Raw genomic sequence first — 13,255 nt, 5'->3', positions numbered from 1 at the left:
AATATAAGCGTTTATTCTTATAATTATGTGCTAATTTATTTACTTTAAATTTAGAAGTAAATTTATTAACTTATATTGAATGGCCTTAACTCAACATTATTTATACCTCCAAGCCATCTATTAACCGGAGTAGGAGAAGGATGATAGGGATTGCCAGCTGCTGTTGTTTCAATGCAGTAACAATCTATTTTATACTTATCTAAAATAGCCATTATAGCTTTAGCACTATCCTTTAAATAACTAAAACTATCCACTTCATCGCCCCAACACAATAACACTTTAGTGATATTATAATCGTTGGATTTAAATAATTTTTCAATAAAATTGAAATTTTCTTTTAGCAATAATTCATCCGAAGTTTTGGGTAAAAATTCTGGTTTTGAAGTTCTGCTGGGATACAAGTTTACCAAATACCAGCCATCACAATTATTGTTTACTGCAAGGGTTTCAACGTTTCTAGACGTTGGATCTAATGTTTCTTCATTAGCCGTACTTGGATTCAATGCAATGGCTAATAGTTCTTGATTCCTTTTTTTCCCTAAAAGAAATCTTTTTGAAGTATCATTTACTGGTAAACATATAATTGATTTATGTATCATGCAATCCTTATATAAATTATAGAGTCTATGGTTTTAGTTTATTTATTCAACCTTAAAACCTTTTCATAAAACCCATCATAGTCATTTTCATTTACTTCAATGACTTTGCAATTAACGCTATAAGCTTTTAGCAAATCAATTAAATTACTATTCTTCCTTTCGGAAAAGGATGGAATAAAAAAGTTAATCTTATTATTAATTATGATGTTGGGGTCAGATATCATCTTTTGGTTTCTATACGCTAATAACCACCAAAGAGGGTATTCAGTAAATGACATTCCTAACCCAATAATATTTATATTATGTGTAAAAAATAGTTCAACCCAAGATGGATTGTTATGTTCAGTATTATTCTTCAAACCACCAAGAAACAATTCAGCTCTTGATTTTACTTTAGAAGCATAATTTATATAATGCCTAAATCCCAATAATAATGATCTAGAATCTGCTTGTTCGCCATGTATATGCCACACCCTATTTGTAGGTGTCTTTTGGAATCTATAAATACTATAATAATACTCTAGCCTATTGATAGGATTCCTTTTCCAGTCATAATCTAATTCTTGCTCAATTAAATAGTCATAATTTGTAGTTAAGACTTCACTATTGCGTACTCTTTTAACAATAGAATATCTATTATTAGGCTTAATTTTATCAATTTTAGATTTAATAAAACTTTTCACAAAACTCTCATTACTATTACCATTCCTTAGTGAATAATTCACGATCTCATCATAAACCATAGGAAATGGTTTCTCCTTTATATTTGAAACTTTTTTATTTGCAAACCGCTCATTTAAATCTTGCAATAAGTTTTCCCATTTATATCTGTCTTCACTTGTATTAACCGTTCTATTTATGCCATTGCCAAAAAGGTATGCCTCCTTATTTACATAAGTCTTAATTGCATTTTCATTTTTAGTTTTATTCTCCATTTCAAATCACTTATTACCAATCATCTTCTTCCTGCTCTTCTTCTTCACAGTCTGAACACAGTTCGTCACCTGCCCACATAAAAGCATCATATTGACCACAACGACTACATGTTTTATCTATACGGTCTTGACAGTCATCACAATAATCATCATACTCATATTTTGAGAAACCACATCTAGGGCAAGTCACCGCAGCTATCTCATCTTGTATGTCAGTTTCAATTCTATAACCATCATCAAAAGAACATGCGGAGCCTGTAATTTGAATTTCAAATTCTCGACCATCATACAATGTAATTTCACAATAGCCATCTTCATCTAGTTCTTCTGAAGAAAATTCACTGCTATCTAGCCAGCCACTTGAAAAAGATATTTTAACCACTTCATTATACTCAACATCTACATTTAAAGTGTAATTGTTACTAAACCCAGTATCTGGATTATAGTAATCTACATCTGCACAATATGTGTCATCTGGATAAGCTTCTTCATCCTCGTCATAATAATATGTCTCTGAATCGTTACTATAACTATTTGACCTAGATGTTTTCTTTTTACATGAATGAATTGATACTACTAGCAATACTACCAAAATCAATCTTACTGTTTTCATACCAACTCCCCTTTAAACGCCTTTTGTAAGAGGCTGTTAAACAAAGCTTCAGACTTCTCTAGACTTGCCTGAGTAAGTGCTTTTTGTTGTTCTACAATAGCCGCTAGTTGAGTAAATTTAGCCTGCAGATTAATCGGAGGATAAATAATGGGGAAATTTTCAATATGATCTTTGTTGAGCTGTCTTTTATCAATACCACCTACACATACACTTCTAATATGACCTCTGTATTCCTTTGTTGTTAATATATGCAAAACAAATTCATTGGTAATACCCTTTTTGAGTCTTATTAAATAAACGTGCCCATTAAGATTAGCCTTATTGTCTTCACCTAAATACATAGCAGCTCTGCCAAGGCTGCTATTTTCTGTATTTATTCTTCCAGTCTTTGTCATTAAAATATCTTTATGCATCAAGCTACTTTTCATCATTTTATCATGAGTTTGTTGGTCTATAAAAGCTATGTCATCATATACTAATCTATTTTTCCATACATTTTGACTTCTAAAAAATGTAATTCCTTGTTCAACATAGACTTGGCTTCCTCCTTTTGGAGTATTACCACTATGAATTTTAGTTGAAATTTCCTTTAACTTTTTAACTTCCCAACCCTTGGGATTTCCCACAGGATGCCCAAACATATCCAAAAAGAGGCTTTGGGTAAGGGCATCATATTTTTCAATTAATTTTTTGTCAAGTTGGCGTAATTTGTCTGCTTCATCTAAAATAGCTGCTATCTTTTTTTGGGTGTCTAATGGTGGGAGTGGTATAGAATTATTTAATATTTCTTGTTTTCCCACATTAATCTGTAAACCACCTCCTGCAAATTTTTTATAGTAGTTTTTATTAACTGGTCTATTCAAAGCATATTGTAAAAAAGGAACATGAACTTTTGAATTATCTTTTACAATTAATTTACCAACTCGTTGATTCTGTAATAATTTTTTCCCGTTTGTTCTTACAATAGTAGGAACACCTAATATTTTAGGGTCGCCCGCTAAATCTGTCATTGCAATTACTATGTCTCCTTCTTCAAGCAAATAATCAGAATATAAATCGGCATAATTATCAGGCAAATATCTTTTGTTATGTTCTAAATCAAAGTTACCACCTGGTCTAATGCTACTCATCCTGCAACTCAAAGTATTCGATTCATCAACATAATCAGACGATTTGAAAGCAAAGCCATTTTTCAAATCACATATTTTATGAAGCTTTACTAATTCCATTAATTAAGGAGTTTTTCTAAATTCAACAATGCATCTATTCTTTCCTCATCTAATTCCTTAATAGCTTTAATGATATCTTTAGGTGCTTCATATTCAATTTCCTCATAAACAATCTCCTTGTAACGATTTATGGATAAGTCCCAATCGTTGCCCTGAATGTCATCAAAAGGCACTAAAAAGCTTTGGTCTGTACGCTTTCTATCTGTTTCAGCTTCTAAATTTTGAAAACGTTTTAAAATATCTGGAATATCATTTTCATTAATAACATTACGTTTATCATCCAAACTATAACCATCTGCTTTCATATCGTAAAACCACACCTTATCTGTGCCTCCTGAGTTGGTTTTAGTAAAAAATAAAACTGCTGTACTTACCCCCGCATAAGGTTTAAATACGCCACTGGGCATGGAAATAACAGCCTCTAATTTTTGCTTACTAACTAATTCTTCACGAATGCTTTTATGGGCTTTACTGCTACCAAACAATACTCCATCAGGAACAATAACAGCAGCACGACCACCTACTTTTAAAGTCCGTAACATTAGAGACAAGAACAACAATTCGGTCTTTTTTGTTTTAGTAGTTTGTAGTAGGCTACTTTCTACTTCATCATAATCTAAACTTCCTTTAAAAGGAGGGTTTGCTAAAATCAAGGTATAGGCATTCTCTACATCTCCATTAGCCTCACTTAAAGCATCTGTACCCGTTAGAACAGGAGTTTCTATACCATGTAATTGTAAATTCATTGCAGCTATACGCAACATGGAAGGGTCAAACTCTGTACCATGAAACATATTGGAATTAAAATGCCCTCTAAAGGTCTTGTCTTGAAACCAATCTTTGTGATTGTCGTAAATATATTCGCCGGCACTCACCAAAAAACCCGCGGTACCGCAGGCAGGATCCGAAATAATATCGTCTTTTTTAGGCTGCACCATGGCAACCATCATATTAATGATATGCCGTGGAGTACGGAATTGTCCATTGGTTCCAGCTTCCGCTATTTTAGAGAGCATATACTCATATAAATCCCCCTTAGTATCCCTATTGTCTAAAGGAAGTTGGTCTATTTGTTGCACCACCTTATCCAGTAATTTAGGAGATTGTATCATGAAGATAGCTCCTTTCATAAATCGCGTAAATTCACCACCTTCAGCCCCTAGGGTTTTCATAAAATCAAAGGCAGTCAAATCATCAATGTCACGCTGTGGTTTTGTAAACAGGCCGAACATAACCTCAGGATCTTTATTTTTAAAATTGCTCCAACGCAAGGGATTTTGTTTTTCAGTATAAATAGGTTTTTCAATAGGTATGCCTAACAAATTGGCTTCCTTCTCCATTCTGGTTTGTTTGTCGTCTAACTGCTTAATAAAAATTAAGTAGGTAAACTGCTCAATTACCGTTAAAGGATTGGAAATTCCGCCTGTCCAGAAATCATCCCAGATTTTGTCTATTTTGCTTTTAATTTCACCTGTTATCATAGTTAGTTTTACTCTATTCTTTTAAATCATTACTCTTTTTAAATTATAATTATTTCTTAATTCTTTTGTTTCCTTGACATTCCAATGAATGGGATTTAGTAAAATACCAGCTTTCAAGATATCATCTTTATAGGATTTAACAAAGCATTCAGCATTGCCTTTATATTTTCCACTTTCAATAAATTCCAACAAAAAGGTTCCAGTATAATCTTTACGGTTTACAATTTTAATTTCTCCTTTTTGTACAATAAGTTTGGTTGGCACATTATTATGGGGACGCCTATTATGTTCAATTGGACTTTGATCGTCTAGCCACCAACCATCACGTTGATTAAATTTGTCACAAAGATCCATAAGCTTTATAAGATAAGGCACAGCTTCAAATTGCTTTTTTCTTAATTCGTCATCCTTCGAAAAAGGAAAATATAATAATCCCCTAAAACGACGATGTAAGGTTGATTTATCCTCAAAGTTCAATAGTCGCAAGAGATATAAAGCATCTTCAACATTTATATTTTCAACTTTGATAGAAACATTTTCTTTTGGTTTGTCTTTGCGTTTAGCGTGAATATCGTGGGACATAAATTATTACTATTTAAAACTATTTTTTGGTAAAACTAAAAGGCTGTGAATCGACTATTCACAATTTATTTATTTTTCTTAATAATTCATACCTTTTAGCAATTTGGATATCTCTTAAAACTTGAAAACTTGAAAACTTTTCTCTTCTTGAATTAATGTTATATCCGTCTTCTCCAAGTTTTGCGCGTTCTAATGGTATTCCTTCTGGAGTAACAAAATATTTTTTAGCATATTCCAAAACTAAGTCCACATCTTCATCAATAATTTCCGCAATACTTTCAGGTGATTTCCAATTATAAAAATCACGTTGAAAAAACTTAAGTTCTTCCTTAATAGATAATAAATAATTTATCCCCGCTTCTCCAATGTCATGATAATCTCTGATTTCGAATATTTTTCCTGAATTGTTTGGAATGTAACCACAAATATTTGCATCAAACACTCTACTAAAATTATTTACAGTGTGATTATAAACCTTTAATTCCTTTTGTCTGAATTCACCAAAATTTCTTAGAGTTCCCATGCTAATATTCAAATATAATATCATCAAATTGCTTCATTAACTTTTCGTGTTCTTTTCCATAATTCTTATCCAACTTTCTTATTTCACTTATTAGGTTATCTCTATTTTTATTTAAATCAAATGCTTTCCCTTCCTTAACAGACACCATCATTTGTAAATCTTTTATTTCCGTGTAAATAGCCCTAATATCCGTTTCTAAAAGCTTAATTTTTTTGCAAAGTTCATCTTTTTGATTTTTTATTTTATCCATATCGGAAAATCCTTTACGAAGACTTTTTATCGATGAATTTTCCTCTTCGGTATTAATCTTTAGATTTTGAATTAATTTTGAATTTTGAATTTCTGCCTCGCTCATATTATTTGATTTAAAATTACAGCACAAACATAAGTTGGATTTGTGCGAACTAAGGACACACTTAAATATAATTCCTAAAGTGGTCTTCTATAAAATTAGGTAACCATGAAAGGATTTCTAATATTGTATAGGTATTTGCCATAAATGGAATCTTCACCAGGTCTTCATCGGAAAGATGAGAATACCCATTTGTTGATTCCTTTAGTTTTCTAAATGCTCCTTTTATATCTCTAGGTATTGGTTTATTTAATTTATCTGAATTTCCTCTATTATCCCTTACTGTTCTATCCTCCATAAACTTTGTACACCACTCTTGATTTGGCCTTCCATTTGGAAAACAGAATTCTGGAATACATGGTACTGGATTATTAAGAGCATGAAATATTGACTCCAGGAAATCTCTTTGAACATTTATATTTTTCTTTCTAAAATCTTGAGAACGCATATTATTAGCCATTTCAATAAATAGTCTTTTAGAATCACTACCCAAAATTCCTTTATCAAAACATAGAAAGGCCTCAGGAAATTCTGATCTTGCCTTCATTTCATCAGACTTAGAAGCCGCATCTTTTATCGCCTGATATAATTTTCTATTGTCAGACCCTTTAACATAAAAGTCTCCATATGATTCTCGAAAAATATCATTATCTAAATAGTCTGGCTGACCGGTAAAAATAAACGATGGTAAATAACTCATTTGGTTGATTTCAATCAAACGATCCCGTGAAGCCCTTAAACCCTTTAAATTTGCTACTTGAGAGTCACTTTTAAGTTTCACTTTTGCATCGAGAATCACTGCAGCGAAATCACTAGTTTTAGAGGCAAGAATTGCCATCCCTTCTTCATGTGATCCTGCTGGTTTTACATCAATTTCAAATTGTTCTGCTTCTCCAATAAATGCCTTTTGCTTTTCCCATTCATCATCAATCCAAAGTACTTTTAGTCTAATATTTTTGTTCATTAATCAATTATTTTATCCTTAATTATATTTCCTAATTGTCGATTTTCAAAAATTCTTCAAAGGATGAACGCACTGGAAAATGCAACACATACTTAACAGGATATTCATCTTCATCATCTGTTATTAATTCAAAATAAACATCATAATTAGATAAAATATCTTTAATATCTGAACCTCCAGTACCCGTCCCTCTACTAGTTGTGGATTTTTCTCCTCTTGTAATCAAATCCATATAAGTGAACTCTTTTGGCATTGGTTGACCATTATTAGATATTTCTAAAATGAATTCATTTTTCTCTTTATTATTGAAAATGCTTGACCTAATAGAATATTTCTTGTCTTTATCAGTAAAACCATGATCAACAGCATTGCAAATTATATTTGAAAATACTTTGAAAAAATCCTCTTTATTTATTTCTATAAATTGATCTAAATAACCAAAATCACTAGCAAATGCATCATGATCAATATAAACTTCTTCGAATTTAAATCTGTTTGGATTCTTAAATCTCTTTTGGGCCTCTTTCACAAGACTTGACAGTTTCAAAATTTCGGACCTAGAACTAGATCCTTTATTTTCAAATGAGTCCAATAATTTTGCCATGGAAACAATGGTTTCTTCTAAGCTTGTAAAGTGTTCTCCCAGAGTTTGATTTAAATTTTTGCTATATAAAGTTTCAAGGCTAATTCCTTGGCTACCATTCTTCTCGATAAATAGACTAGTGCCACCAACATTAGTCTTTAAGGCATTCAAGTACTGTCGCATAGTATGTAGAAAGGATTTTATACTTCTGTCAGATTCTTTCTTTACACCAAGAAGTTCTTCTTTAAGTTTTATCTCTCTGCTAATACTTTGTAAGTATGATGTTTTAGCTCCTTGAACTTTAGCATCTTGTTCCCGAAGCCCTGGTAAAACTATTTTAATGTTTAAAATATCATTTATACTTATGGATGAGAAAGCCGTTCCTGAACTAAAAGCTTTTATTTGCTCTAGAACATAATCCGAGTGAAGTTCGTTTATAAGAAATTCAATTCTTATTCTATCCTTTATTACATCCAAGACAATAATATCATTAGATACGAAATAGGATTCTTCATCGCTATCCAAATCAATATAAGTCGGTTTTAGTATACCACCTATTTTCGCCAAAAGTAAGGCACTGCCCTGATATTTTTTAACATACTTTGGTAATCCAACTTTATCTATTTTAGAGGGATCTAATTGGTAATCAAAAGGATCATTTTTTAAATCTCGAATTCTTAAAAAAACACCTTTTTTATCTTTACTGAATGATTCTTTATTGTTTCTAGTATTTGATTTTACTGCAGCCTTGCATTCTGTCAATTCTGATAACTTAACACCTTCAACTTCGTCTAAAAAATACCTTTGTACTCTTAAAATATAATCATTTCGTCTAATTTCCTCTTTACTCACAAACCTTAAAGAAGTATTTGATGTGTTTTCTTTAAAGATTTCAAAAAGACCTTCGTAATCTAAAATTTTTTGATTTTTGTTGGCCTTAACAAAATTTGTTGCATCTACCATTCTTATATTTCCTTCTCCCTTTCTTTTTTTGGAGAGAATCAATAAGCATTGTGCTATTCCTGTATTTTGTAATATCCCACCAGGAAAATATACTACAGTATGTAAAAGATTATTTTCTACTAAATACTCTCGCAAATTAGCCTCACTGCCTCTCCTAAACAAAATTCCTTCGGATGCAATACACATTACAAGTCCATCCCTGTCAATAGAATCCAAACCCTTTTCAATAACATACTGTTCAGCAGTCATTTTCTTAGAAATAGATTTGCGTCCCAAAAAAATAGACTCTACTTTTTTGCCGTAAGGTGGTCTTGAGATTACTAAATTGTACAAATCCTTTTTATTTGGAACTCGCCAATTTTTTATCGAATCTTCTAACTTCAAAGAATGACTTTCTATGTGGTTAGTTCTTAACAACCTTAACTTTCCTAAAGCCCAAATTACAGAGTTCGCTTCAATTCCTTCATAATGATAATTAGAAGTTTTAGGGGCTAATGTTCCAAATCCAGCAAAAGGATTAAATACAAAATTCATCTTTGAATTTGACATAAAACTTACTGCAAGTTTGTTTGTAAATTCACTTAATTCTGATGGTAATAAAGAAACATTATAAATGTTTCCTTCATTAGAAAAATATTTATTCAAAAGAATATCAAATATTTCTAAAAAATATCCTGTGAAATTATCCCAGTCAATATTTTCTAAGTTTCGAAATATATTGACTATTATATGAAATGGAATGGAATTAATTATATCACTATAATGGTCATAAAGCTCATCATATTCCGGTTCAGATTTTAAAGCACCTTTCAAATAACCATAGGGATTAGAAACTTGATTAAATTCCTCTAAATCAATAAGCCCGTCTTCATAAGCAGAAAAAAGGTAAAAGAAAACGTGTAAGTCTTGGGATGGAATAGCCCCTCTCAATATATTAAAACCATGCCATAACTGATTTACAATAATTTTAAAATCTATATCCTCTGAGCCTTTGTTTTCCTTACTTCTTGCCATAGCCTAATTAAATGGATTAATACCAATTACCTTTTCATCTAAATCTAACAGTTTGATTTCTTGTATTGCTGTTCCGGCAATACCCTTTACCGCCCCATGCATATTCAACGTATTAGTGATAACCTTATCAATTTGTTTTTCTCGTTTTTTCCACAAACGTTTCATGGCATTTTTTTCTGATGCCAAATCAATTTGCATTTGTGTAAATCCCTCTACGATACCCTCAACTTGTAGTCTAAATTCATTACTAGTTAAAAAGTCATAGAGCATTACCATCTTGTCACCTTTATTTTCTTGTGAAACCGAGTTAAGGTGGATATTAATAATAGATTCTCGCAGAACAGCACTTAAACCTTTGAATTCCTCATAAGTACAAATCCAAATTCCGTCTTTCAACCCCATTCGTTCCATATCATTTGGCAGTACTTCTGTGACTAAAACGCCAATATTAGCGTTCTTTTCCCTTATGTCATTTTTAAATTTTTCAATCCATGAATTACTGAAGTTTTTAGTTCGCTTACTTTCATAGTAAATAGAGCCACAATTCTGATGAACTCGGGTGTTCACTATTTCCAAACAATCAGCACCATTTGCTCCCTTTTTAATTTCAGAAATGACATCTAATGGGTATTTAGATTGCAACCATTCTTCAATAGCCAACTCCTGTACCTCGCCTTGCAATTGCATAGACCCCTGCTCATGCTTGCGTTTCATTTCTTCAATAAGCTTTTTCTGATCAGCGAGTTGCTTCTCATATTCCTTAATTTTTAATTCACTTTCATTTAAGGCCTCTTTTTTAGCGTTGTCTCGTTCCGTTTTCAGTAATTTATTTATTTCCTTTTGAGCCTCTAGTTTAACAAGCGAGATAGCCTCGTCCATCTCTCTTTTTAGTTTAAGAATTTCTCCTTCCTTTTTATGAAGTTCCTTAACCTGGTCTGACTTTTGCTTTAACTCTTCTTGCATACTTTGTATTAGCTCACTCTGTTCTTCAGCTAACTCCAATTTAATTTTGGATTTCAAACTATTCTCTAATTCCTTTTTTGCAGAACGTAATTCTGATTCGTAATCCTCTTTCTTCTTTTCAAATTCAATCTGCTGCTTTTTCAAGTCTTGACTTTGAGCAAAGAATTTTGATTGATATTCTTTTTTAATACTTTCTTCAATCTGATGCTTTAAAATATCATTAACATTGATTTTGTTTCCGCATTCAGGGCAATTAATTTGAGTTTGATTTTCCATAATAAATTTTATTTGATTGATTATGGTACAAACCTAAATACTATATGTGCATTCAACCTGCATTAATTATAATTATTCATATTTTGATTAATTCTAAAAATCATTTTTTCCCGGAACTCAATAGGAGAAACAACTGTAATCCCCTCGCCAAAACTAAGTATCAAGCTTTCCAGTTCCTTGTTTGGAATTACATTTATAAAAAACCTATATCCTTCTTCACAAAGTCTTAGAGGTGATTGTGATTCGTGGATTGGCTTTGTCATAATGTAAGGTGCTAACTTATCGGTGACTGTAAATTCAATTTTACAGATTTCAGAATTTGTTGGTAATGTAACTCCAATAATATCTTCAAAATATTCATCAAAATCCACTTCTTCATTTTCAATATAAACAGTATCCAACTCTTGAATACTTTCAATACGATCCAATGCTAAATTGGTAATATTTTCAAAACTTGAATTTTTACCAAACAAAAACCAACGCCTATTGAATTGCTTTAAGTGGTATGGGTGAAAGATTATTATTCGAGGCTCAGAAGATTTGAATGATTTATAAGTGATTTTAAGCACTTTTTTATAAAGAATGGCATTAAATAGTTCGGATAAATACTCAATACCTTTAAGGTATTTATTATTATCAAAACTCATGATATTATTCGAATTTGATGACAGGCTAAATGACTGATCAAGCTTAGGTAAAAGTTCCTCAATCCAACTGAATTGAGGCATACCTTTAAATCTACTTAAAACCTGCATTGCCGATTTTATTTGATTAGCTTCCAATTCATTCACAGGTTGGTTTTTAATAGAAAATGACGTATTTCTATACCTGTAAAATACGGTTCTTCCACTTTTTATTTTGTCTAACTCAATTGACCAACCTTGTTCCGATTGCATAAACCTTATATCGTCATACAACTGTCTTTTTTTAATACCTTCAGAATCAGAATCTAAGTCACTTAAAGCTGCATTGCACTCCTCCAACAGATCATCGATACTATATCTCCTTCCAGGATTGGAAAAGCAACGGTCTAGGGTATGGTATCTGATAAGTGCGTTTTTAGTGATTGACATTATAGACTAATTTTAAAAGTATGCAACATTAGTGCATAAATGTAAGAAAAATTAGTAATATCATATTTCACTAATAAGAGAATTTATTTTTTAAGGGCCATTAATAGTTTTTTTTTAACATACCTTCTCCAATCTCCAATTTTATTTTTCTTACCTCCTCTATCAAACAAAAAAAGTTCAATTTCAGAACCATTGTATTTCCTTCCGGAATAATTTTTTTTTGATAAATTATCTATTATAAAGCAAAATTTTTCATAAATATCACCATTATTACTACTTGTGACGTAACCAGAAGTATCTAATTTAACTAGAGATTCTCCAGTTATTAAATTTATGGATTTAGCCGTCCATTGATCCATTATATAACCTTTTGAATTATTATTAGCTGTAAAATAGAAAATGAGTTTAGTAAAATATGCAGGTTTACAATTTTTTAAATCCAGAAGACTAATTGAATTATATATATCTTTCCTATTTGCTAATTTTCTAGTTAAAATTTTTTGTAGTTCAAATTTATATTTTGCGAAATTCCCAAAAAACATTACCGCATTTTCCGGTTTCATCTGGCCCCATGCCATTACTGAAATAACCTTAGAATCAAAATTAACTTCATCACTTTCAACAATTTTTTGAACTTCTTTTCTATTTAATATTTTATCTTCAAGAACGTAAAAATAATTTCGATCCCTTTAAATTCTATACCACCATTACAAGTCAATTTACGCCAAAACTTTCTTGGATTGTACCCAAATGGAGGTTGCTTAATTTTTCCAGATTCCCTAATGAACTCTTCAAATTTTTTTAAGTGCATAGTTATATTTTATTTATTGATGGGATTTATACTTCTAATTATACAACATAATTATGATGTAAGTAAGCCATGGGAAATAAAAGTGAGTAGAATGTTTAGGAAAGAATTTAAACTTGTTAAAACTTCCTCTGAATTAATAAAGTGATATTTTTCTTGGATTGATAATAATTAATGAATTAATAATAATCGGTTACCCTTTTAGTTACCCTAATTAAACCTAGCACGGTAATCCCCTATTATTACTGGTAAAATTCGAAGTGATGCGGAGCTCTTCTCCCTTTTGGTCCACCGAGC

The 13,255-nt window shown here is 31.3% G+C and carries 13 protein-coding genes; all 13 read right to left on the bottom strand.

The window, feature by feature from the left end; translation table 11 throughout:
* Window positions 1-65: 65 nt before the first annotated feature.
* The 13 genes from ABD682_RS12130 to ABD682_RS12070 all read right to left on the bottom strand — a co-directional run bounded on the left by ABD682_RS12130 (window position 66) and on the right by ABD682_RS12070 (window position 12,803).
* Complete coding sequence (locus tag ABD682_RS12130; RefSeq protein ID WP_344741706.1) at window positions 66-599, bottom strand: DUF1643 domain-containing protein; 534 nt, start codon at window positions 597-599, stop codon at window positions 66-68.
* A 38-nt stretch (window positions 600-637) separates the two neighbouring features.
* Window positions 638-1,534: an SIR2 family protein gene (locus tag ABD682_RS12125; protein ID WP_344741704.1), complete on the bottom strand. Its 897-nt coding sequence runs from the start codon at window positions 1,532-1,534 to the stop codon at window positions 638-640.
* Between the two features lie 13 nt (window positions 1,535-1,547).
* Window positions 1,548-2,147, bottom strand: coding sequence for a hypothetical protein (locus ABD682_RS12120; RefSeq protein ID WP_344741703.1), 600 nt, complete (start codon window positions 2,145-2,147; stop codon window positions 1,548-1,550).
* Window positions 2,144-3,376 carry a restriction endonuclease subunit S gene (locus tag ABD682_RS12115; RefSeq protein ID WP_344741701.1) on the bottom strand — a complete coding sequence of 411 codons (1,233 nt, stop codon included), beginning with the start codon at window positions 3,374-3,376 and terminating at the stop codon, window positions 2,144-2,146. The genes ABD682_RS12120 and ABD682_RS12115 overlap by 4 nt, the downstream gene beginning before the upstream one ends.
* Window positions 3,376-4,857 (bottom strand): type I restriction-modification system subunit M, encoded by a 1,482-nt coding sequence (locus tag ABD682_RS12110; RefSeq protein WP_344741699.1) that lies wholly within the window; start codon window positions 4,855-4,857, stop codon window positions 3,376-3,378. Before ABD682_RS12110 ends, ABD682_RS12115 begins: the two co-directional genes overlap by 1 nt.
* 21 nt (window positions 4,858-4,878) lie before the next feature.
* The gene (locus ABD682_RS12105) at window positions 4,879-5,439 is read right to left on the bottom strand and encodes a CCDC174 family protein (protein WP_344741698.1); all 561 of its coding nucleotides are present in this window, start codon (window positions 5,437-5,439) and stop codon (window positions 4,879-4,881) included.
* 58 nt (window positions 5,440-5,497) lie between these two features.
* Window positions 5,498-5,962, bottom strand: a complete 465-nt coding sequence (locus ABD682_RS12100) for a hypothetical protein (protein WP_344741696.1) — start codon at window positions 5,960-5,962, stop codon at window positions 5,498-5,500.
* 1 nt (window position 5,963) lies between these two features.
* On the bottom strand, window positions 5,964-6,317 hold the full coding sequence (locus ABD682_RS12095) for a hypothetical protein (protein ID WP_344741695.1): 354 nt from the start codon (window positions 6,315-6,317) through the stop codon (window positions 5,964-5,966).
* Between the two features lie 61 nt (window positions 6,318-6,378).
* Window positions 6,379-7,278 carry a hypothetical protein gene (locus ABD682_RS12090; RefSeq protein WP_344741694.1) on the bottom strand — a complete coding sequence of 300 codons (900 nt, stop codon included), beginning with the start codon at window positions 7,276-7,278 and terminating at the stop codon, window positions 6,379-6,381.
* A gap of 31 nt (window positions 7,279-7,309) precedes the next feature.
* Window positions 7,310-9,838, bottom strand: a complete 2,529-nt coding sequence (locus ABD682_RS12085; RefSeq protein WP_344741693.1) for an N-6 DNA methylase — start codon at window positions 9,836-9,838, stop codon at window positions 7,310-7,312.
* Window positions 9,839-9,841: 3 nt separating this feature from the next.
* Window positions 9,842-11,077, bottom strand: coding sequence for a DUF2130 domain-containing protein (locus tag ABD682_RS12080; RefSeq protein WP_344741692.1), 1,236 nt, complete (start codon window positions 11,075-11,077; stop codon window positions 9,842-9,844).
* A gap of 62 nt (window positions 11,078-11,139) precedes the next feature.
* Window positions 11,140-12,150, bottom strand: a complete 1,011-nt coding sequence (locus ABD682_RS12075) for a helix-turn-helix transcriptional regulator (RefSeq protein ID WP_344741690.1) — start codon at window positions 12,148-12,150, stop codon at window positions 11,140-11,142.
* Window positions 12,151-12,233: 83 nt separating this feature from the next.
* Window positions 12,234-12,803: an 8-oxoguanine DNA glycosylase OGG fold protein gene (locus tag ABD682_RS12070; RefSeq protein ID WP_344741985.1), complete on the bottom strand. Its 570-nt coding sequence runs from the start codon at window positions 12,801-12,803 to the stop codon at window positions 12,234-12,236.
* Window positions 12,804-13,255: the final 452 nt, after the last annotated feature.

Source organism: Gaetbulibacter aestuarii (genome assembly GCF_039537665.1).
In the GTDB taxonomy this organism is placed as follows: Bacteria; Bacteroidota; Bacteroidia; order Flavobacteriales; family Flavobacteriaceae; genus Gaetbulibacter_A; species Gaetbulibacter_A aestuarii.
The sequence above is the reverse complement of the archived record's forward strand: the minus strand, read 5'-3'. Positions and strand labels throughout refer to the sequence as shown.